This is a genomic window from Virgibacillus sp. Bac332 (genome assembly GCF_003667785.1).
GTDB classification, from domain to species: domain Bacteria; phylum Bacillota; class Bacilli; order Bacillales; family Amphibacillaceae; genus Virgibacillus; species Virgibacillus salarius.
In genome coordinates, this window is sequence record NZ_CP033046.1 from 1,511,422 (window position 1) to 1,532,000 (window position 20,579).

The window sequence follows — 20,579 nt, forward strand, 5'->3', positions numbered from 1 at the left end:
TTCTGCTATTTTTTAGTTTGCCCACTTATCTAAATATCATTCTTTAATTTCCACAAAGACGGGATAGACAGTTACATGGTAAAATATTAAAAGAGTCTTTGAAAAAGAGAGGATTTTTTTTGTGAAACTAACAGAAGCGAGTAAAACAATGTCTCCAGCATATGACCCATGGGAAGCATATATGGACGTGGAACAGCATGGGGGAATAACATTGTCTAACATTGAATTTACAACAACAACGCTTTGTAATATGCGCTGTGCCCACTGTGCAGTAGGCTATACACTACAAGGGAAGGACCCGGATGCACTACCAATGGAATTGATTGAACAGCGACTAGATGAAATTCCTCACCTTCGTACACTAAGTATTACTGGTGGAGAGCCGATGATGTCGAAAAAATCTGTTCGTGATTATGTAGTTCCATTGCTTAAATATGCTCATTATCGTGGTGTGAAAACACAAATTAATTCGAATCTGACCTTGCCTTTTAGTCGCTATGAAGAAATCATTCCTTATTTAGATGTCTTACATATTTCACATAACTGGGGTACTGCTGAAGAATTTGCGGAGACTGGATTTGCAAGAATGGAGAGAAAGCCATCAGAGGAAAATCGTAAGAAATATTTCGAACGAATGGTTGAAAATGCTCAGAAATTATCACAAGCAGGTGTCATGGTATCTGCAGAAACGATGCTAAATGGTCGGACATATCCTTACTTAGAAAAAATTCATGACCATGTGCTTGAAATGGGTTGTGCACGACATGAGATACACCCGATGTATCCCGTAGACTTTGCAAGTAATTTAGAAACGTTATCCTTAGAAGAAATGCGGAAGGGTATCGAACGGTTATTAGACCACCGTGATCCTGATACATGGATGTTATTTGGTACCTTGCCTTTTTATCCATGTAGCACGTCCCAAGCGGATTTGAATTTACAGAAGCGTTTATTTAAGGAAAAGAATGTATCGGTGCGAAATGATCCTGATGGTCGTTCTCGTTTGAATGTAAATATTTTTTCGGGTGATGTGATTGTGACTGATTTTGGAGATGAGCCAAAACTAGGGAATATACAAACCACTTCGTTACTTGAAGCTTACGATCGTTGGATGGCTTCAGACACAGCAAAATCGTTAAATTGTCATTGTCCTGCTGTTAAATGTCTTGGTCCAAATATTCTTGTGAAAAATACATATTATCAAGATGTAGACTTTCAACAAAGAAAAGCCACTATTAAACTGTAATTAACATATGAGGGGGACTAGAGGATGGAAGTGTGGGATCTGTATGATAGGAATAGAAATAAGTTGGATGAAAAGCATATACGGGGAGTGCCGATGCCAAAGGATCGTTATCATCTAGTTGTTCATGTATGAATTCAAAATGATAGTGGGGGGCTTTTATTATCAAAGCGACACCCTAACAAGCCATATGGGGGTTATTGGGAGTGCACAGGTGGTTCTGTGATTGCAGGGGAAAACAGCTTACAGGGGGCATATCGAGAGGTAGCTGAGGAACTAGGCTTACAATTAGACGATAAAGCAGCAAAATTACTTCGTAGAGAAGTTAGACAGGTAGATCATTTGGACAATTGGCTGTTTCATAGCAATGTATCTATTGAACAGTTAACTTTTCAACCGGAAGAAGTAATAGATGCTAAATGGGTAGATGAAGAAACATATCGGCGAATGGTTAGGCAGAAAGCAATCGTTCCAACGCTCCATCACTTCTTTGATGAATTAATGGTGAAGTAAAAGCTTAGTATTTCCTAGGAGCTTAAGGGAGCCAAGAAAGTGTTGACAACTAGTTTTATGTATCGTTATAAGGTTAAGTGTGGGATGACTGCCAGTAAATGTCCGATTGGTTCAATGGCCTTTAGGTCATACCCTTGTGGTACTAACCATCCGTGGGATAAACACAACCCCTACGGATGGAAGCTTCCCTTTATCTTTAGTTAGTATAAAAGAATATAGATTGTTTTACATGTGTACGCTTCTATAAATCGGAGCGTTTTTTTCTTAGTCTAGGAAATTATAAAATTTGTGCCTATGGATAAATAGGAGCGCTTGCGCTTTTGTTCAAAGTTAAGAAAGTATAAAATCAGTGCAATGACTGCGTTAAGCCAAGTAGTTATTTTGAAATGTTTGATGTATATTGGCAATGCTCCGACTAATTACTTCGCTTTCCGCGGGCACGGCTTCAACTAACTTTGCAAAGAAGAACACGTTGCAAAGTGGATTTTCGGCTCGCGCTAATCCCGCAGGAGTCTACGTAATTAGTCTCCGCTATGAGAAGGTGCAACAATTCTTGTCATAAGTAATAGGTTGACTTTTTTTACAATGGGTAAAGTGAAAATCGTTATCCGTGAGTATAAAAGCAGCTGTGTTACTTCATGCTAGCGTTGTAGAGCCTGATAATAGCGAAGGCCGGCTACTTCAACTCCTGTGGGAAATGTTTGACCTGAAGATCCACTTTTTTGAGCGGGTTTTGCTAAAAAAGTTAGCTGAAGGACAAACCCCACGGAAAGAGAAGTGGGCAGCCGGAGTGGTGGTCAAGCAAGCAGTAGCTATTATTCCATAATAGCTACTAGAGGGAGCGTAAATCTGAGCATTTAGTGATAAGGACTGAGCGAATTTTGCTCAGTTTTTCTTATTCAGGTTTTTTAGTTAAAACGTCATGATCAAATTGTGCTTATCATTGATTGTAATAAAGGTTGTAGTATAAGACGTGAATTTATAGGTATTTATTAATTCATTTGTATAGATTAATAAATTGACAGTTAAGAAAATAGATTATAAACTTACATAAAGTAACTGTATTTCAAAATGTAATTATATAAAAGAAGAGAGGACAATGGTTATGGAAAGAACATTCTTTAGCAATCGTGCAACATATGTAGGCGACGTATCCATCCATGTTACGAATCTGAACAACTCACTTGATTTTTATCAGAACATCATTGGATTCCATATCCTTGAAAGGAATGAGCGGAAGGTGGTCTTAACAGCGGATGGCAAAACATCATTACTCACCTTAGAGGAGCCAGAAAAAGTATTATCTAAGCAGGTGAAAACAACGGGTTTGTACCATTTTGCATTATTATTACCAACACGTGCTGATCTTGCTTCTTTTTTAATGCACTGTTTGCAACAAAATGTCCAGTTAGGGGCATCTGATCACCTTGTTAGTGAAGCATTATATTTATCAGATCCAGATGGTAATGGTATTGAGGTCTATTCTGATCGACTATCGTCAGCGTGGGAGTGGATAAATAATCAAGTGACCATGGCAACAGAACCGTTAGAAGGTGAGGGGCTTCTAGCTGAATTGAAATCACCATGGATGTATTTACCAAATAAAACGGTTATGGGTCATATTCACTTGCATGTCGCACACTTAGAAGAAGCCAAACAATTTTATGTAGAAGGTCTTGGATTTAACGTCGTTTCCAACTATCCTGGTGCATTATTTATATCTACAGCGAATTATCATCATCATATTGGACTTAATATATGGAATGGTGAGGGAGCACCGGCACCGGAAAATAATAGTGTGGGTCTAAAATTATTTACACTTGTTTACCCAGATAAGCAAACATTAGATGATGCAATCGACCGCTTAAAGGCTAGTGAGGTTAAAATAAAGGAAGAGAATAATGGATACTCAGTGGAAGACCCTTCAAAGAATCTCATTCATTTACGGAAATAAAAAAGCTATCATTTCCTAGCTCTTTCTTTGAAGAATTTCTAAAGAAATTTAAATATGTCTACATGTTTTTGTGACTTTTTGATACATTAAACCGTAGTACAACTGATAACTTTTTGTAGAAGAGGAAGGTCACATGGCATATTTATTTTTGATTATTGGTTTCGTTTTGTTAATTAAAGGTGCAGATTTATTTGTGGATGGTTCATCGAATATTGCTAGATTGCTTCGCATTCCACCAATCTTAATAGGTTTAACAATCGTGGCATTTGGTACTAGCTCACCTGAAGCAACGGTGAGTATTGTTGCGGCTTTACAAGGTACTGCAGATGTTTCAATGGGGAACGTTATTGGGAGTAATATTTTTAATTTAACACTTGTCGTTGGGATTGCGACGATTTTGTTCCCAATCAAAGTAGAAAATGAGACGATTCGTAAGGAAATTCCATTTACATTATTGGCCAGTGTAGCACTATTAATTTTAATTAGCGATACGGTTTTACAAGGGTTTGAGATAAACTATATCTCTCGAAGTGATGGACTAATCTTTTTACTATTCCTTTCTGTTTTTATGTATTATGTGATTGAGGTCGCATTAAAGAGTAGAGAAAATACAGCGCAAGACAAATCAGCAAAACAAACAAAATGGGGGAAGAACATTTTAATTACAGTACTGGGATTAGCTGGTATTGTTATTGGTGGACAAATGGTAGTTAATAACGGGAAGGAAATCGCTTATTCACTGGGAATGAGTGAAGCTCTAGTTGGTTTAACAATCATTGCAGTTGGAACTTCCCTTCCAGAGCTAGTGACCTCCATTACAGCTGCTTTGAAAAAGGAAAGTGAAATTGCATTAGGAAATATCGTTGGAAGCAATATCTTTAATATCTTATTTGTACTTGGAACATCATCTGTGATTACGCCACTAGCTGTTAATGGTAAAGTTATTATAGACATTATCATGATGATTGGTTTAACGGTTTTGCTGCTAATTTTTTCGAGGACAAATTATCGAATAGGGAAGACAGAGGGAGTATTTCTTGTAGCTGGTTATGTGCTATATGTAGCTTACATTATTATTCGGAATTAACAAAAAAATAAGCATAAGATGAACTGCACCTCCGTTGTTAGACAGATCTTACAATAGGGTGCAGTTCAATTATACGTTAGTGCTCCTATTTTATAACTGTTGGTACCAATTTCTCGCAGCCTCTACCTCACTTAACGTTAACTGATGACCTTGATTTTCCCAATGTAATTTTACATTTGCTCCTGCATTTTCTAATAATTGCCTCAGTTCTTCAGATTCTTCAGCAGGACATATTGGATCATTCGTACCTGCTGCAATAAATACATTGATCCCAGAAAGATTTGGTAATGAAATTCCTCTTCGAGGTACCATCGGGTGATGAAGAATAGCACCTTTTAAGGGATTTTTATAATGAAAAAGTAAACTTGTAGCAATATTAGCGCCATTGGAATATCCAACAGCAATGATATGATGACGATCAAACTGATAGTTTTCTGCAGCCTCATCTAAAAATTCATTTAGTTCTTTTGTACGGAAAATTAAATCTGCTTCATCGAATACTCCTTCTGCTAATCGTTTGAAATAGCGTGGCATTCCATTTTCAAGAATATTACCGCGTACACTGAGGATATTCGCTTCTGGATCAATTTTACTTGCCAATGGAATAAGATCCTGCTCCGTTCCGCCTGTACCATGTAATAATAAAAGCGTTGGTTTTGTTTGATCTGTTCCTTTTTGAAAGATATGCTTCATGATGAATCTCCTTCCTGGATTATGCGCGACGTCCAACTTGTTTAAGAACATCAATTAACGATTTCTTTTGCTCATCGTTAATTCCGATAAACAATTCTTCAATAACCTTTTGATGCTTTGGGAATATTTCATCCATTAATTCCTTCCCAGCATGCGTAATATGAATATAAACAACGCGCCGATCTTCATGGCAATGTTGCCTTTCAAGTAGACCTTTCTTTTCTAGCTTATCAATCACGTATGTGATAGAGCCCGTACTAATTAATACTCCTTCCGATATTTCTCGAATCGTTTGATTTCCTTTATGGTATAGCGTTTCTAATATAGTAAATTCAGAAGTTCGCATACCATAACTGCTGATATCCTTTTTTATTCGCTCCTGAACGGCTTTTGAAGACTTCATTAATACAACAAATGATTTTAATGATAGATTTTCACTCAATATTTAACCACCTTAGACATTTATATTTAATTAATTTATTATTAATTAAATGTAAATCATTCGTTAGAGTCTGTCAACTTATTCATGTGTGTAACAATCGTCATTTATTTCTTATCAACTCTCTTTTTCGTGCTAAAAGTCTTTGGAATTCTTCATCTAGTTCCTCTGAAGGTTCTATACTAAGTTTACTTAGTATTTCTGTAATTTTTGTTTCTAATACAATCAATTCTTGCTCTGTTGCATTTTCTTCCGTCTTTGGTATATGGTTTTTGAATTCGTCATAGGTACCTTCAAAGATGTCAACTGTACCACTTTTAAAAGCAATAATTCGTGAGGCAATGCTTTGGATAAAACGCCGATCATGGGAGACGAATAGTACTGTTCCCTGATAATTTTTTAGCAATTCTTCCAGTGCTTCTACTGCTTCGATATCTAAAAAATTGGTTGGCTCATCTAAAACAATGGTGTTTATATTACTTACAAATAACTTAGCAAAAGCAACCTTTACACGTTCTCCCCCACTAAGTACTTGCACACGTTTATACACATCATCTTGAGAAAAGTTGAGCCTTGCCAATACAGTCCGAATCAAGGTCTCATCTTGAATCGATGTAATACTGACATTCTTTATAATGGTTTCATTTGTATCAAGTATATCTAGGTTTTGACTAAAATAACCAATTTTCATTGATGGCGAATGATGAACATGTTCTCCTTCGTTTACCATTTTTTTAATGAGCGTAGTTTTCCCACTTCCGTTAGGACCAATTACGGCGATTTTATCTCCGCCTCTAACGTGAAAACGAACTTGATTAAAGAGAGTGCGTTTTCCCACCTTTCCTTTTAGGTCTTCAACACGTAAGATTATCCTACCATTTATCTTTATATCATTAGGTAGATTCATTTTAATGGGAGTAGGTTCTTTCACTTTATCCACTTTTTCTAGTTTCTCTAACCTAGTTTCTATGGCTTTGACTGTTTTCCGTAATTTTTTTTGTTTATTAGCAAAATAGGGTTTGGCACCTGTTATTTTGGCTTCTGAGTTAGTTGTCTGCTTTGGCTTTTTAGTTGCTCGTTGCGCTTTTTGTTCTTTTAATTCTAGGGCTTCTTCCAATTGCGTTTTCTTTTTGATATATTGATCATAAGCCTGCTCCTGCTGTCTTCTTTCGAGCTTCTTTTGTGCGCGATAATCTGAGTAATTGCCTTTGTATACGGACAATCTCCCGTCTTCTAATTCCCAAATGGTCGTACATAGTGCATCTAAAAATTCTCGATCATGGGAAACGATGATCAATGCACCATGCCATTTTTGTAGCTGTTTTTCCAACTTTTCAATATGAAATGTATCCAAATTCGTAGTCGGCTCATCCGCAAATAAGATATCTGATTTTTTTGCCAAAGAATGGTTTATATATTCTTGTGTAACTTCACCACCACTTTTGGTCGTAGTTGTTCGTTTCAATTGGGGAAGTAATTCACGTGTTCCTTGTGAGATTACCTCACCTTCTTCAGGCGTTTCTTCACCTGCCAGTAGTTGGAGCAAGGTTGTTTTTCCGCTTCCATTTTTTCCGACAAGACCTATTCGATGGTGCTTATGGATACGAAGTGTTTCTACATCAATTAATTTCCGATCCTGTATAAATACTTTTAATTTTTGAGCTTCCAATAACTTCATACATTTCATCTCCAATTCCTTTAAAAGTAGAGACAAAAAATGCCTCCCACTCATTTCAGAATAGGAGGCAAATGTGTATTGGCTAACTTACACGGTTGTCTGCGAATAATCAAATACATTAGACAGCGTTTTTTTAACCAGTCACATCAAGCACAATCCTATTCTGAAACTTCGTTAATGGCATAGCAAAATAAACAGATTGAATCTGTTATTAGACTACCCTTACTCGAATGTTTTCAGTGAATAGGATTAGTACTTCATGTAATTAGGTCACCCTTTACAATTTTATTAGTGCAATTATATATAATTTCCTTTATTTTGTCTATAATACAATCGGCTAATAATTCAAATATGGTGTTAGACATTTATGATAGCCCTTTACAAAAGAGCAAGTATTTTATATAGTGTATATACCTAATATTTCTAGGTAGGTGAGAAAATGTTTAACCGAGAGTTAGTAAAAGGAAGTACTTCCTTACTTGTATTACAGCTTTTAAATGAACGCGATATGTATGGCTATGAGCTAGTTAAGGAAATGGACCAGCGTAGTGAACATCATTTGCAAATCAAAGAAGGAACATTATATCCCGCGCTCCATAAACTCGAAAAACAGGGATATATTACTTTTTATTGGCAAGAGCAAGAAAAGGGACCAGCAAGGAAATATTATTGCATAACAGAGCAAGGGAAAGCAATGCTGGAAGAGAAAACAAATGAATGGCATCGCTATGTACAGGTGATGAACAATTTAATCCGGAGAAAGGAATCATGAAGACAGCAAGTCAATACTTCCTTCAAGAACTAGAACAAGCAATAGGTGATCATCCAGATAAAGTTAATATTTTAGCAGAATATGAATTACATGTTCATGAATGGATGAAGGAAGAAGGTGCTGAATCTGTAGATAACTATTCGAAATTAATTGAAAGACTTGGTTCCCCTCAAGAAATAGCACTTTTGTGGAGACAGGAAGCAGCGATTACTCCTAAAAAAACACAATGGTTATTCGTTGGTTTAAATATTGCTATGTTTCTTGGCGGAGTAATTCTAACAATAATTTATAATGTTTTCTCTTGGCATTGGGTGGAGCAATTATGGCATGGACTAACAGAGACTACTTTTATTATAATGATTGTTTATACATTATTTTGGGGACTATTAGGCTATGAAATTGGTAAGGAGTTTGGTGATGGTGGTAGAAGGCTATTACATAAAACGTTTATCGTCTCTGTTGTACCAAATTTACTGCTTATGTATTTAACCCTTTTTAAACTTATTCCCTATGAGTGGTTTCAGCCCTTGTTAAATGTGCCCTTTATCATGCTTTGTATAGGTTTTACAGTAGTTTTATATCCCGTGTGTTTGGTTGGTTTTCGTTGGGGACGTAAATTATCTGTATAATAAGTGCTTAGCCTTAATCATACGATACAGCGTAGTGATTGTTTTACTAAAAGTAGCGTGATAATAACAGCAACTTGATCGCGCTGCTTACACATTAATTTCAGATAAAAATTTTTAGTTATATACATAGTTATTCTATATACATAGTTATTCTATATATAAAATAACAATGTTTGGAGGGATTAGATGGTAAACCAAATAAATTTGCGAGGTGTGTGGTTATTATTAGTATCTTTGGGATTAGGGATAGTTGCAGAAGTTTGTTTTTTTCATGGTAAGATAGGTATCTCCTATATCGTATTTATTGTGGCATTATATATGGTAATATTTCTGCATTTTCAATTTGCATTTTATCATCGAAGAATTGGTATGCTGCTGATGGTTGTTATTTGGCTATTAGCAGGAAGTTATTTATATTTGGACTCGATTCTGTTTTATGAAATAAACTTAGTTGTTATTCCGTTACTTATATATTGTCATCTTGTCTTAATTACAACACCAGACCAATACGCTTGGGTTAGTATTGAATTTGTAACAATATTGAAAGAAAAGTGTAGCCAGTCCGTACGTTATAGTTTAAATGCTTGTGACGAATTATTTAAACGGGTTTTTAAATACAATAATAAGGATATGGTAATACCTATAAAACCCATACTGATTGGACTAGGAATTGGTATCCCATTGTTACTCATTGTTATAACCTTACTAATGTCTGCCGATAAGGTGTTTCAAGAATTAGTGCTGCGTGTACCCAATTTTATAATGCAAATGAATCTTTTAAAGGAATTTTGGCGTATAGCTATTGTGCTATTAGTAGCATTCTTTTTCTTCGGTTTGTTTCGTGTTTTGCCAAAAAAGCCCTCTACTCGTGAAGGGATAACAGGCCCACAAGAAAAAAATTGGAACGGGCTGACAGCAGTTACGATTCTTCTCATGCTGCTTTCTGTGTATTTACTGTTCGTGTGCATTCAGTTTTCGTATTTTTTTGGTGAAAGCCTTCATTCCGGTTACACTTTTGCTGAATATGCAAGGAAAGGTTTTTTTGAATTAATCATTGTAACATTAATTAATTGGTCGATACTAATTAGCTTTATGCGCTTCGTACAAAATACTAGTGTCAAGCTTAACCGTATGTTAAAAATTCTTTACACTTTGCTGATAGGTTTGACTTCGATTATGCTTATTTCTGCATATCAAAGGCTCAGTATGTATGAAGAAGCATATGGTTATACGTTAGATCGAGTATTAGCGCATGGATTCATGATCTTCCTTATGGTAATATTTGCATATACATTAATACGTGTATGGTTAACAAGACTATCACTTTTGCATTTTTATCTTATAGCAGGAATGATCTTTTATACAGGGATGAATGTGATCAATATAGAAAAGCTTGTGACAGATAAGAACTTAGAAAGATATGAAGAGACTGGAAAGATAGATATCTATTATTTGAACACACTTTCATATAGTGGATGGAATGGCTTGCTACAACTATATACAAAGGAACCTAACTATCATGGATTAGAGGAGTTATTAATAGGACGAATCAACCAGGTGCAGCGGAATACAGAAAAGTCGTGGCAATCCTTTAATTTTACTAGACAGAAGATAGAAGACAAATTAGATAATTTATATGTAGATTAAAAAACGATCCCTGGTTTTTCAATAGGGAGTTTAATGCAAGGGGGATCTTTATGAACGCATACATTCCTACACACGTTGCTATTATGATGGATGGTAACGGCAGATGGGGAAAACAACGAGGGTTAACGAGAAGTGAAGGACATTATGCTGGAGCACAAGCTATGGAGCATATTATCGATGCTAGTATAGAATTAAATATAAAAGTCTTAACATTATATGCTTTCTCATCGGAAAATTGGTCACGCCCAAAAGATGAAGTTAATTATTTGATGCAGCTACCTGTTAAATTCTTTAAACAAAAACTTCCAGAGTTTCAGAAGAGAAATATAATGATTCGCTTGTCAGGAAATATCGATGAATTGCCAAAGCGGACAAAACAGTCACTTATTCAAGCTGTCGAAGAAACAAAGAATAATACTGGAATCGTTGTTAACTTTGCCTTTAATTACGGAGGAAGAGCTGACATTTTACAAGCAATCCGTAAGATCATTGATGAAGCTCGAAATGAACAAATTGATATTAATCAAGTAGACGAAAAGTTGTTTCGAAATTACTTGTATACAAGTGAACTGCCAGATCCAGAGTTAGTAATTCGTACTGGTGGAGAAAAAAGAGTTAGTAATTTTCTATTATGGCAATCTTCTATGGCAGAGCTCTATTTTTCCGATGTGTACTTTCCGGATTTTAATGAACAGGAACTATGTGCTGCAATACGAGAATTTCAACGTAAACAATGGACGAAACATAGCGAACTATTAAGTTAAAAGCTCAAGCTTGGTCTAGCCAAGCCTTGAGCTTTTTTATAATCTAGGAAATTATAAAATAATTTTGGAGGTTATATTCTAGTTTCCATAAATAGCATTGACTATCTCTGAGCCTTATCCTTGCTTTAAAGATTCTGAACGGTTTGAAGCTTATAGTCTTTCAATTTACCTTGATAAATTGCTTGAAAATGATTAACTTGCTGTAAATCATGTGGTGTTACTAAGGATATAGGCTTATCAAAATCGACGATGTCACTCTCTTTCAATACACTTGCAACAAACTGAGAGCAAAAGAAAGCATTTTTTCGGTTAAATGGCATATTAAAAATAATGGCAATTAACCCTAAGAAATTATAGCGATACTTATCTTTTTCCTCTTCAAGCTGTTGAATATATGCTCGCATTTGCTGCCATTGCTGTTCCGTAATAGTAAAGGATAGAACTACACCTGTTGCCTGCTTAAATAGTCCATTTTTTACGTCCTCTTGAACAAACCCACCGATAAAAGGATTTTTAGCTGTTTTTCTTCCGAAACTATAAACACGTTCCAAAGAAGGATCAAACGAGATAGAAGCATGATTGTATGGTTTTCTAGTATATAACCGGATCAGTCTCGTAAAAACTGTCCCAGTATCTGTTAGCAGTATATAAACTTTTTTATTCTGCATAGCCCTCTCTCCCATTAAGCGATACTTCATGAGTTAAAATTTCTAAATGATAAGTCCAACTATATTAATTAATACGTAATAAAGTCCTAAATAGATTCTAAAAAATTTTTAGATTTTGTTCTAGTCTAGGAAATTATAAAATTAGCCATGTGGAAAAATATGGGTGTGTTGAGCCGTCCAGCTCCAGTGCTCAGAAACGAGGCGACTTCACGACACCCTAGGATAGTTATCATCGGCTTGTAAGCATACCGTGATTCCTTTATCTCCGTTGACTCGCTCCACAGTCGCTACGTTTCTAATTGAGCGCTTGTGTTTTTGTTCCTACTTAATCATAAGGTACTACTTCATTAATTATAAGTAGCTTAGGAAATATCTAGGTATACGACTTGAGATGTATATTTTCAAAACATGTGTTGACAAATTATAATACATGTAATAAATTTATTACACATGATAATTATTTGTTTGTCAATGGGGAAGAATAAGTGTCCATGGTAAATGCATTGATAATGAAGCCAGGAGTGTTAGAGAGAAATGGATAAGAAGCATCATTTAAATGGAGACCAGCTACTTGCTTTTTTTGAGGCATTAGCTAATCCTCATCGCTTAAAAATTATTTCTATTTTAGATCAGGAGCGAAAGTATGTTAGTCAATTGGCTAGAGAGGCAGAGATGAGCAGACCTTTATTGTATATGCATTTACAGAAGTTAGAAAAGGCTGGAATTGTCACGAACGAAATGGAGTTATCGCATGATGGAAAAGCAATGAAATATTATGAGCTCGCTTCTTTTGATTTTAGAATTACTCCAGAACTAATCAAAGAAGCAGCTAAAACAATAACATTTAAAAAGAAAGAAGGGAAATAGGAATGGATTCTGAAACAATGTATGAATTAGCAGGAATGCTTTTTGTTGTGTTTCTTATTGGGTTTGCGGTTGTATTACTTGTATCGCTTACGAAAGTGTGGCAGACAAGAATTAAAACTTCAAAGGAAGAGGTATATCAAAAACTTGCTGCCGAAGCAATTGAAGTACAAAAAGCGTCTAATACGCATCAAGAAAAATTAACTGCTGATATGAAAGAAATCAAAGAAAAGGTTGCTTCCATGGAAAAAATGCTAAAAGAAGTGGAGTAGCAGTGAGAAGCTCAAATATAACTTAAAGACTTGCCGCTAAGGCGAGCAAAAAAGGTTTTAAGATAGTGGTTATGTGAAATGTTTCAGGGAAGTTCTTCTAGCGTAATAAAAGACTCCGACTTCAAGCAACACTGATCGAGTGTTGTATGGACATTATAATGTGGAGCATTTTTCAATCGTCAGGAAGGTTTCAACCAACACATGGTACGTATCGATGAAATAGTTAAATTAACTTGCAATTTGGAAAATATGTGCTATTCTAGTAATAGTTAAAAATGAACGGAGGTTTTCCTAATGATTTTAAACAGACTACGTTTCCAAAAGATTGAACTATTAACTGAATAAGTTCAAGGACGCTGGCTTGTACTGTAGCGTAAATGGGAATAGTCTGCCTTTTAGGAAATCATATAGTTCTGTAAAAAAGGGGGGTATACCTCCCTTTTTTCGTTTAGAAAAAATAAAGGGTGATCTATATAATACAGTACACAGGCAGTGGTCTGTGTTTTTTATTTGGTTATAATTAGCCATCACAAAAGGGGCACTAACTATGGGGAGGAGTGGTTGTCATGACATTGTCAAAAAAACAAGTTATGGAATTGGCGGAAAAACATAATATGAATTTAGTGGAACAGTCGCTAAAAGAGAATCAATCTGGATTAGATTTTCATGTTTTCTTTGCGGAGGATCAGCTTGGTGATCAATGGGTGCTTCGGATGCCGAGGCGTAAAGATGTAATTCCAAGGGCCCGACAGGAGAAGCGAATATTAGATATTGCTGAAAGGAATCTTACTGTTCAAATCCCAAATTGGTCTATTTTCACCGATGATTTGATTGCGTATAAGCTATTAACTGGTATTCCGGCAGGGACTATTGACCCTGAAGCAAAAAGTTATGTTTGGGAAATTGACGACAAGAATGTACCAGTTGAATTTCATATAACCTTGGGAAAAGTAATAAAAGAGCTACATGAAAGTAATCATCAATCTGCTAAGGAAGCAGGAGTGACCGTTTATACACCAACAGAATCACGAGCATCCATGAAAAGCCGTATGGATAAAGTGCAGGCAGAATTTACGATTAGTGATTCATTATGGGAGCGTTGGCAAAGTTGGCTTGAAACAGATGCGATGTGGCCAGAACAAACAGCAATGATTCATGGTGATTTACATGCAGGCCATATACTAATTAATAAGCACGCGGAGGTTACTGGGATTATTGATTGGACAGAAGCTAGAGTAGATGATCCTGCTAATGATTTTGTAGCGCATCTTGCATCATTTGGAGAGGATGCCGTGAAAAAATTAATTGCTGCATATCAAGAAGCTGGAGGTTATGTTTGGCCAACCATGTTTGAACATATTGTTGAGCTTACTGCAGCTTATCCGGTTTCCATTGCCGAATTTGCATTAATCTCTGGAATAGATGAATATAAAAACATGGCACAAGAAGCGTTGATGTTAAACAACTAGTCTTGTTTACTAGTATGTGTCAAAAAAGGAGACAGGGACGAAAGTGTTTTAAGCAAAGAAAAAGCGATGACTCGTGCAATTAAACGGATCTGGCAATATACTTCGCTTTATGTGGGCGGCTAACGAGTCTCATCGTGTTAACGTACTATGTGGCTTCGCCTATGCCTTTTTCCGCAGGATAAGGCATAGGCAGCGCTACATCGCACGTAGAAAAGCGCTCTTCTTTTTCAAGAAGTCTACGTATATTTCCGGAGTTATAGTAGTACATTCTTCATTTAGAATTGCATTTAGCTAAGTACCGCCTTGATCAGTCTTTCTTTGTTGCCTGTGTCATTTGATTCCAAATAGAGCCTTTTGCTTCTTCTCCATCTTCAATTCGTGCTAAAGCCATCTTCACTTGCATTCTAACTTCAAATTCAGGATCTTCCATAGCAGTCCTTAGAGCTGAAATAGCAGTTTCATCTCCTAGCTCGTATAGAAACATCGCTGCACGCCAGCGAACAAGTCTGCTTTTATCAGATAAGGAGTGGATTATCTCAGGTATCGCCTCTTTAAATCCAAGGTCGGAGAGACAATCTCCTGCTGTTCGCCGAACATTGACAGCTTTATCTGTTAATGCTTTATATAAATAGGGAAGTACGTCTTTGTCTTCAATCATGCCGAGATAGGCAGTTGCTAATCTACGAATGGATGATTTTTCATCCTCTAGTGCTTTGTCTAAAACAGGTAAATCTTCTTTTGTTGGGTTCATTTGATCCAACGCAGCATAGCGTTCTTTCCAGTTCGGATTATTAAGCATTTCAAGTGTCACCTTTTTATTTAGAGAGGAAACAAAGGATGTATCATTAGTTAAGGCATAATTGACAAGGTCAGATAATCGCTGGTTGTCGTAACTTGCTGAAACCTCCTCAACGACATCCTGTCCGATCTCCTCTAGATCACCGTATCGCGGGTTTTGCTCGATCCATTTTCGTTCTTCAAGCATGTTTTCTGAAGCTGTGGAAGCGTTCATTGCAGCGTTCATAAATCTATCAGGCAGGCCGAAGCGTTTTTCATTGTCACCTTCTGTTAATTTCACCTGCATCGGAATATAGCGGAATGTTTGAATATAAACATGGACTTCTCCAAAAGCCTCTTCGTTACTAGCGCTGGTCGAAATAACATCATCATTTTCTTTTTCTACTGATCCTAAAACTTCTCGAACCGCCGGAAGTATTTCCTCCCAAGCAACTCGCGGATTTCGCTCCAGTGCGATAAAATTAATGACGCGATAGATACCTTTTACTCCTTTAATTTCGAACAATTCTTGTATATAAACAGGTGCATCCTGTTTGTCATCAGCTAATGTAAAGTTTTGAGTTTGTCCATCCGTGAGGTGTTCATCAACATTAATTTTCATGGAATATGGGCTAGGTGTTGGTTCAATTGATACAATCTTCATAAAACATTCCTCCTTTTTAGATTAAAGCTTAACGCTAGTTGAATGAGCTGCCGACTTAACATTTATCATTCCTACTTTTTGCTGCAAGAGCTAAGCGATAGTAACTATTAATTTTAACAAATGGCCAAAAGATAATCTATATGGATATATTAAAATTCTAATAGCATATGGTTGGTATGATATAATAGTAAGGTTGATTTTAAAAGTTAGCTTACAGGGCATCTTCTCATGTAGGAGATGTTTTTAATCGTATAGGAGGATGGAAAGATGGAAAAAGTATCAATAAACGAATCAAGGACAGTGCAAACAAGGCTGGTGCTCCCACCAGATACGAATCATTTAGATACTATTTTTGGTGGAAAGGTATTGGCTTATATCGATGAAATTGGTGCTCTTTGTGCGATGAAGCATGCAAAAAGTGCGGTTGTTACGGCATCAATCGATTCGGTTGATTTTCTTTCATCAGCGAAAGCCGGAGATTCCTTAACATTGGAAGCTTTTGTTACATATACAGGAAGAAGTTCAATGGAAGTATATGTGAAAGTAACGGCGCGTGATCTAATTAATCAGGTTGAAAGATTAACAACGGAATCATTCCTCACAATGGTTGCAGTCAATGAACAAGGACAACCTATCCCTGTGCCACAAGTATATCCAGAAACGAATGAAGAAAAGAAATTACATGAAACAGCTCCATATCGAAGAGAGAATCGGAAAAGGCGTGCGACAAATAGAAAGTAGAAAAAAGAGGCAGGGACAAAACACACTTCTTTACTCAAAATACGAATAATCATGTTATCAATAGGAGTATCATCGCCGCACCGTGAAACTATACGCTCTTTCCGCGAGCACAGCCTCAGCTAACTTGGTAAAGAAAAACACGTTACCAAGTGGATCTTCGGACTCGTGCTGTTCCCGCCGGATCCTCGCTTATTTCAGGTGCTAAATTTATTATTCTAATCAAAAAACGAAAAGATATTTAATTCAAATTAATTATCTTTTCGTTTTTTATTGTTTCTTCATTCTTTTGTCTCAGCCTCTTTTTTGTAGAGAAAAGAATAGCTAGCAGTCATCCATTTATCATTCCTGCCGTTGTTCCAGTAAATTTCTAAACCGTTCTTTAAATAGCCTACGATCTTCTTTTGAAAAAGGTTTCGGCCCTTTTGTTCGTTGCCCACTTTTTCTTGCCATAGCACTTAAATAGCGTGTTTGTAAAAGCTGGTCAATATTTTCGTTCGTATAAAGGAAGCCTTTGTGATGAACTACTTGACAGTGTTTAGCAAGCCCTAAGGATGCAAGGCCGTAATCCTGAGTTACAATAATGTCACCTTTTTGTACTAATTTCATAATTCGATAATCTGCTGCGTCAGCACCTGCATCAACATAAATAGTTTTGACTCCATCTAATTCGCGTCGATTAGAAAAATGGGAAAAGCTTTGAACAAGTGTAACAGTAATTTCAAATTCATTCGCTAACTGAATGACAGAATCCTTTACAGGGCAAGCATCTGCATCTACATATATTTGCATGATAAAACTCCTCATTTGTACTTATATCTTGGGGTGAGCATAGTTTGAAAGCTCTCAAATGTCAAGTTAAAGTATATGTTTTGTTTTGGTTATTAATGTGCACTTTACAATAGTGTACGATATACACCATAATGTTTTTAGGAGTTGATAAGATGAGCGATATTAAACAGCACTTAGATAAACTAACGCAGGAACTACGTAGGGGTACGCTAACAATTGGTGTTTTAAGTCAATTATCGAAGCCACAGTATGGATACTCTCTAGTAACGAAACTAAATGGAGAGGGAATCCATGTTGAACCAGGGACGTTATACCCATTGCTAAGAAGACTAGAAAAGCAGGGATTGCTGGAAAGCACTTGGAATACAGATGAAGCCAGGCCACGGAAATACTACATGTTAAGCAAAAGAGGTGCAGAAGTATTTGAACTATTATGGCAAGAATGGGAGGAAATGGTGGATAGCTTAAACCATTTAATTGGTTTAGAAAAAGGAGGAGACTCGGGTGGAAATCATCGATAGGTATATTTACGCAGTGACGCAGCGGCTGCCTCAATCGCAGCGAGCAGATATTTCTCAAGAGCTTAAAGGTCTAATTACAGATATGCTGGAAGAACGAACGGATGGAAAGCGTACTACTGATAAGGACGCTGAGCAAGTATTACTCGAGCTAGGAGACCCAAAGCAGCTTGCGGAGCAGTATCGTGAAACAAAAAAGTATATCATAGGTCCTGAATTTTATGATCCATTTATGACGGTTATGAAAATAACATTATATTCTGTTGTTATTGTTATGAGTTTTGAATTTGTAATTCAAATTATCATTAACCCAGCAAGTCTATTGGAGCAGTTTGTAGATTATATTGTGTTATTTTTCACGATGATACCTATGGCGATTGGCTGGGTAATAGCTGTATTTGTATTGTTGGAGTATGTTCAAGTAAATGGACAAGATTTGAATATAGAAAAGAATTGGACACCATCTGATCTTCCGCAACTTCCCGACCTAAAAAGACAGATTAAGCGATCCGAACCGATTACAGCGATTATTTTCTTTATAATTGTTATGGCAATGGCGGTCTTTTCAAGTAACTACTTTGGCGTGTGGCGCTTTGAGACAGGGGAATTTGCTACTGTAGTCCCGTTCTTAAATGAGGATACGTATTCAGGTTATATGTTATTTATCCTTCTCATTCTTAACCTATAGTTAAAGAAATTGTCAAACTAATAAAAGGAAAATGGACTAGTAAATTGCTTATATTTACGGTGGTGATTGATATAATAACCGTTGTGGTAGTTCTGTTGATGGTAACCGGGCCTGATTTTTGGAACCCCGCGTTTATGCAAGAACTTGAGCAGGCTGGTATGATAACAGAGAGAAGTGAAAGCTATGAAACTGTTGAAAAAATCTGGGAAACGGCAACTCTTTGGACATTAATTTTAATGATTGTAGGGTTAATATGGAATATCATTGCTGGGTGGTTAAAAGTTAGAAAAATGAATAAATAGATGTTTTCTTTTTCCGCCATATTGATTATAATTACTATCAATTATAATCAATATGGTTTTTTATTAGGGAAGAGGTGGAATTGATGAGGTTAGTTGAGCCAGCTCAGGAATGGGAAAAAGAACACCGAGCTTATGTGGAAGAATGGGGACTGACACGGATGATTCCTAGTAGTTTTGACTTAACAGGACATGACACTTATGGTGCCTACCTGAAGGCAAGGACTTTAAGACAAAGCGGTCATGGGAATCGTGTACCAAGCTCAAATTATTTCTTAATTAATGATGAGAATAGAATAGTAGCAATGGTTGATATTCGACATGAGCTTAATTCTTTTTTATTAAATGTTGGTGGGCATATTGGATACAGTGTTAGACCCTCCGAACGTAGAAAGGGATATGCCACTCGTATGCTTCATGAAGCTTTGGGAGTGTGCAAGGATTTAAAGATAAAGCGTGTACTAGTAACATGTGATGAGGATAATATTGGTTCAGCCAAAACCATAGTAAATAATGGTGGGTTAGAGGATAATAGCTTTATTGATGAAGATGACACACTGAAAAGGAGGTTTTGGATCAACAATGACTAACAGCATTGATTCTATCATTATGGAATACATGAAAAAGGAAGACTGGCCAGAGGTAAGAGATATCTATATAGAGGGTATTAAGACAGGAAATGCAACATTTGATACAGAACCACCAACTTGGGATGAGTGGAATAGTAAGTATTTACAAACATGTAGACTTGTTGTACGTGAACATGGTAGAGTCGTAGGCTGGGCTGCTTTACTGCCAATTTCATCTAAGAAAGCTCACGCTGGTGTTGCGGAGCTAAGCATTTATCTCGGTGCAAAAAGTAGGGGAAAGGGATTAGGGAGAAGGCTAATGGAATTTCTAGTAGCGGAAAGTGAAGCTGCTGGTTTCTGGACACTACAATCTGGTGTTTTCCCAGAAAATGTAGGAAGTATTTATTTACATGAAAAAGCAGGATTCTATGAAGTGGGTATTCGAAAACGAATTGGAAAACTAGATGGCGTATGGCGTGATGTTATTTTATTGGAGCGGCGAAGTAAAGTTATCGGATAGACTGAGCTGCTAATAAAGATCGCACCAGTTTTATCCCACATATAACTGTCAGTAAGACCCCCACTTCAAGCAATAAAGTGAAACCAATATTGGTAAGTGGGGATCGACTGTCAGTAAAGGTCTGATTGGAGGATAAACAAAATCCCCCACTAATTGAAGTTTCCTTTTATTTGACAAGCCCATTCCTTTAGCGATTTTGCTTGGTTGGATCTCTTTTTTCTCCGTTTTTCACTTCCTTTAGTGTAGAATTCACCAAGATGCTCTTCATTGTGTTGCTTTTCAACAGCTTGTTTGCATTATACACCAACCTGTTTTATCCTTT

General features: G+C 36.5%; 24 protein-coding genes. 18 read left to right on the plus strand and 6 right to left on the minus strand.

Annotated elements, in window-relative coordinates; genetic code table 11:
• The first annotated feature begins 148 nt into the window (after positions 1–148).
• The 5 genes from yfkAB to D9782_RS07205 all read left to right on the plus strand — a co-directional run bounded on the left by yfkAB (position 149) and on the right by D9782_RS07205 (position 4,797).
• A complete protein-coding gene (yfkAB, locus tag D9782_RS07185; protein ID WP_121605840.1) occupies positions 149–1,246 on the plus strand; it encodes a radical SAM/CxCxxxxC motif protein YfkAB in 1,098 nt (365 codons plus the stop codon).
• A gap of 132 nt (positions 1,247–1,378) precedes the next feature.
• A complete protein-coding gene (locus D9782_RS07190) occupies positions 1,379–1,756 on the plus strand; it encodes an NUDIX domain-containing protein (protein ID WP_240455848.1) in 378 nt (125 codons plus the stop codon).
• 610 nt (positions 1,757–2,366) lie between these two features.
• Positions 2,367–2,582 carry a hypothetical protein gene (locus D9782_RS07195; protein ID WP_121604397.1) on the plus strand — a complete coding sequence of 72 codons (216 nt, stop codon included), beginning with the start codon at positions 2,367–2,369 and terminating at the stop codon, positions 2,580–2,582.
• A 279-nt stretch (positions 2,583–2,861) separates the two neighbouring features.
• Positions 2,862–3,710, plus strand: coding sequence for a VOC family protein (locus D9782_RS07200; protein WP_121605841.1), 849 nt, complete (start codon positions 2,862–2,864; stop codon positions 3,708–3,710).
• Between the two features lie 133 nt (positions 3,711–3,843).
• On the plus strand, positions 3,844–4,797 hold the full coding sequence (locus tag D9782_RS07205) for a calcium/sodium antiporter (RefSeq protein ID WP_026679874.1): 954 nt from the start codon (positions 3,844–3,846) through the stop codon (positions 4,795–4,797).
• 90 nt (positions 4,798–4,887) lie between these two features.
• Here D9782_RS07205 and D9782_RS07210 read toward each other — a convergent pair whose 3' ends face one another.
• From D9782_RS07210 to D9782_RS07220, 3 genes are all read right to left on the minus strand, one after another.
• Complete coding sequence (locus tag D9782_RS07210; protein WP_205601757.1) at positions 4,888–5,493, minus strand: alpha/beta hydrolase; 606 nt, start codon at positions 5,491–5,493, stop codon at positions 4,888–4,890.
• A 16-nt stretch (positions 5,494–5,509) separates the two neighbouring features.
• Positions 5,510–5,932, minus strand: a complete 423-nt coding sequence (locus tag D9782_RS07215) for a MarR family winged helix-turn-helix transcriptional regulator (protein ID WP_026679876.1) — start codon at positions 5,930–5,932, stop codon at positions 5,510–5,512.
• Between the two features lie 100 nt (positions 5,933–6,032).
• Positions 6,033–7,607, minus strand: coding sequence for a Vga family ABC-F type ribosomal protection protein (locus D9782_RS07220; protein WP_121605842.1), 1,575 nt, complete (start codon positions 7,605–7,607; stop codon positions 6,033–6,035).
• Positions 7,608–8,046: 439 nt separating this feature from the next.
• Between D9782_RS07220 and D9782_RS07225 the strand changes: the two genes are divergently transcribed.
• From D9782_RS07225 to D9782_RS07240, 4 genes are all read left to right on the plus strand, one after another.
• A complete protein-coding gene (locus D9782_RS07225; RefSeq protein ID WP_026679878.1) occupies positions 8,047–8,379 on the plus strand; it encodes a PadR family transcriptional regulator in 333 nt (110 codons plus the stop codon).
• Positions 8,325–9,008 carry an HAAS signaling domain-containing protein gene (locus D9782_RS07230; protein WP_226983605.1) on the plus strand — a complete coding sequence of 228 codons (684 nt, stop codon included), beginning with the start codon at positions 8,325–8,327 and terminating at the stop codon, positions 9,006–9,008. Before D9782_RS07225 ends, D9782_RS07230 begins: the two co-directional genes overlap by 55 nt.
• Before the next feature lie 186 nt (positions 9,009–9,194).
• On the plus strand, positions 9,195–10,655 hold the full coding sequence (locus D9782_RS07235) for a DUF4153 domain-containing protein (protein ID WP_121604400.1): 1,461 nt from the start codon (positions 9,195–9,197) through the stop codon (positions 10,653–10,655).
• Between the two features lie 50 nt (positions 10,656–10,705).
• On the plus strand, positions 10,706–11,419 hold the full coding sequence (locus tag D9782_RS07240; protein ID WP_034678401.1) for an undecaprenyl pyrophosphate synthase: 714 nt from the start codon (positions 10,706–10,708) through the stop codon (positions 11,417–11,419).
• Between the two features lie 125 nt (positions 11,420–11,544).
• On the opposite strand, the gene D9782_RS07245 is transcribed toward D9782_RS07240, so the two are convergent.
• Complete coding sequence (locus D9782_RS07245) at positions 11,545–12,087, minus strand: hypothetical protein (protein ID WP_034678403.1); 543 nt, start codon at positions 12,085–12,087, stop codon at positions 11,545–11,547.
• A gap of 534 nt (positions 12,088–12,621) precedes the next feature.
• On the opposite strand from D9782_RS07245, the gene D9782_RS07250 reads away from it, so the two are divergent.
• The 3 genes from D9782_RS07250 (at position 12,622) to D9782_RS07260 (ending at position 14,692) form a co-directional block, all read left to right on the plus strand.
• The gene (locus tag D9782_RS07250; RefSeq protein ID WP_026679882.1) at positions 12,622–12,954 is read left to right on the plus strand and encodes an ArsR/SmtB family transcription factor; all 333 of its coding nucleotides are present in this window, start codon (positions 12,622–12,624) and stop codon (positions 12,952–12,954) included.
• Between the two features lie 2 nt (positions 12,955–12,956).
• Positions 12,957–13,223, plus strand: coding sequence for a hypothetical protein (locus D9782_RS07255; RefSeq protein ID WP_026679883.1), 267 nt, complete (start codon positions 12,957–12,959; stop codon positions 13,221–13,223).
• 566 nt (positions 13,224–13,789) lie between these two features.
• Positions 13,790–14,692, plus strand: a complete 903-nt coding sequence (locus D9782_RS07260) for a macrolide 2'-phosphotransferase (protein ID WP_121604401.1) — start codon at positions 13,790–13,792, stop codon at positions 14,690–14,692.
• Between the two features lie 307 nt (positions 14,693–14,999).
• On the opposite strand, the gene D9782_RS07265 is transcribed toward D9782_RS07260, so the two are convergent.
• Positions 15,000–16,133 (minus strand): conserved virulence factor C family protein, encoded by a 1,134-nt coding sequence (locus D9782_RS07265; protein WP_121604402.1) that lies wholly within the window; start codon positions 16,131–16,133, stop codon positions 15,000–15,002.
• A 267-nt stretch (positions 16,134–16,400) separates the two neighbouring features.
• Here D9782_RS07265 and D9782_RS07270 point away from each other — a divergent pair, with 267 nt between their 5' ends.
• The gene (locus D9782_RS07270; RefSeq protein ID WP_026679886.1) at positions 16,401–16,874 is read left to right on the plus strand and encodes an acyl-CoA thioesterase; all 474 of its coding nucleotides are present in this window, start codon (positions 16,401–16,403) and stop codon (positions 16,872–16,874) included.
• Positions 16,875–17,213: 339 nt separating this feature from the next.
• On the opposite strand, the gene D9782_RS07275 is transcribed toward D9782_RS07270, so the two are convergent.
• Positions 17,214–17,663 carry a YaiI/YqxD family protein gene (locus tag D9782_RS07275; RefSeq protein ID WP_026679887.1) on the minus strand — a complete coding sequence of 150 codons (450 nt, stop codon included), beginning with the start codon at positions 17,661–17,663 and terminating at the stop codon, positions 17,214–17,216.
• Between the two features lie 152 nt (positions 17,664–17,815).
• Here D9782_RS07275 and D9782_RS07280 point away from each other — a divergent pair, with 152 nt between their 5' ends.
• The 5 genes from D9782_RS07280 (at position 17,816) to D9782_RS07295 (ending at position 20,257) form a co-directional block, all read left to right on the plus strand.
• Positions 17,816–18,184 carry a PadR family transcriptional regulator gene (locus tag D9782_RS07280; protein ID WP_121604403.1) on the plus strand — a complete coding sequence of 123 codons (369 nt, stop codon included), beginning with the start codon at positions 17,816–17,818 and terminating at the stop codon, positions 18,182–18,184.
• Positions 18,168–18,869 carry an HAAS signaling domain-containing protein gene (locus tag D9782_RS07285; protein ID WP_240455819.1) on the plus strand — a complete coding sequence of 234 codons (702 nt, stop codon included), beginning with the start codon at positions 18,168–18,170 and terminating at the stop codon, positions 18,867–18,869. The genes D9782_RS07280 and D9782_RS07285 overlap by 17 nt, the downstream gene beginning before the upstream one ends.
• Before the next feature lie 134 nt (positions 18,870–19,003).
• Positions 19,004–19,171, plus strand: coding sequence for a hypothetical protein (locus tag D9782_RS23535; protein WP_240455820.1), 168 nt, complete (start codon positions 19,004–19,006; stop codon positions 19,169–19,171).
• 83 nt (positions 19,172–19,254) lie between these two features.
• Positions 19,255–19,758, plus strand: coding sequence for a GNAT family N-acetyltransferase (locus D9782_RS07290; protein WP_121604404.1), 504 nt, complete (start codon positions 19,255–19,257; stop codon positions 19,756–19,758).
• Positions 19,751–20,257, plus strand: coding sequence for a GNAT family N-acetyltransferase (locus D9782_RS07295; protein WP_256365766.1), 507 nt, complete (start codon positions 19,751–19,753; stop codon positions 20,255–20,257). The genes D9782_RS07290 and D9782_RS07295 overlap by 8 nt, the downstream gene beginning before the upstream one ends.
• Positions 20,258–20,579: the final 322 nt, after the last annotated feature.

Excerpts from the sequence above, each read along its gene's own strand:
- D9782_RS07230 (WP_226983605.1), top strand. The coding sequence starts at position 8,325 with ATGGCATCGCTATGTACAGGTGATGAACAATTTAATCCGGAGAAAGGA.
- D9782_RS07270 (WP_026679886.1), top strand. The coding sequence starts at position 16,401 with ATGGAAAAAGTATCAATAAACGAATCAAGGACAGTGCAAACAAGGCTG.
- D9782_RS07250 (WP_026679882.1), top strand. The coding sequence starts at position 12,622 with ATGGATAAGAAGCATCATTTAAATGGAGACCAGCTACTTGCTTTTTTT.
- D9782_RS07260 (WP_121604401.1), top strand. The coding sequence starts at position 13,790 with ATGACATTGTCAAAAAAACAAGTTATGGAATTGGCGGAAAAACATAAT.
- D9782_RS23535 (WP_240455820.1), top strand. The coding sequence starts at position 19,004 with ATGCAAGAACTTGAGCAGGCTGGTATGATAACAGAGAGAAGTGAAAGC.
- D9782_RS07245 (WP_034678403.1), bottom strand. The coding sequence starts at position 12,087 with ATGCAGAATAAAAAAGTTTATATACTGCTAACAGATACTGGGACAGTT.
- D9782_RS07295 (WP_256365766.1), top strand. The coding sequence starts at position 19,751 with ATGACTAACAGCATTGATTCTATCATTATGGAATACATGAAAAAGGAA.
- D9782_RS07220 (WP_121605842.1), bottom strand. The coding sequence starts at position 7,607 with ATGAAGTTATTGGAAGCTCAAAAATTAAAAGTATTTATACAGGATCGG.
- D9782_RS07280 (WP_121604403.1), top strand. The coding sequence starts at position 17,816 with ATGAGCGATATTAAACAGCACTTAGATAAACTAACGCAGGAACTACGT.
- D9782_RS07205 (WP_026679874.1), top strand. The coding sequence starts at position 3,844 with ATGGCATATTTATTTTTGATTATTGGTTTCGTTTTGTTAATTAAAGGT.
- D9782_RS07275 (WP_026679887.1), bottom strand. The coding sequence starts at position 17,663 with ATGCAAATATATGTAGATGCAGATGCTTGCCCTGTAAAGGATTCTGTC.
- D9782_RS07225 (WP_026679878.1), top strand. The coding sequence starts at position 8,047 with ATGTTTAACCGAGAGTTAGTAAAAGGAAGTACTTCCTTACTTGTATTA.
- yfkAB (WP_121605840.1), top strand. The coding sequence starts at position 149 with ATGTCTCCAGCATATGACCCATGGGAAGCATATATGGACGTGGAACAG.
- D9782_RS07200 (WP_121605841.1), top strand. The coding sequence starts at position 2,862 with ATGGAAAGAACATTCTTTAGCAATCGTGCAACATATGTAGGCGACGTA.
- D9782_RS07255 (WP_026679883.1), top strand. The coding sequence starts at position 12,957 with ATGGATTCTGAAACAATGTATGAATTAGCAGGAATGCTTTTTGTTGTG.
- D9782_RS07290 (WP_121604404.1), top strand. The coding sequence starts at position 19,255 with ATGAGGTTAGTTGAGCCAGCTCAGGAATGGGAAAAAGAACACCGAGCT.
- D9782_RS07235 (WP_121604400.1), top strand. The coding sequence starts at position 9,195 with ATGGTAAACCAAATAAATTTGCGAGGTGTGTGGTTATTATTAGTATCT.
- D9782_RS07240 (WP_034678401.1), top strand. The coding sequence starts at position 10,706 with ATGAACGCATACATTCCTACACACGTTGCTATTATGATGGATGGTAAC.
- D9782_RS07265 (WP_121604402.1), bottom strand. The coding sequence starts at position 16,133 with ATGAAGATTGTATCAATTGAACCAACACCTAGCCCATATTCCATGAAA.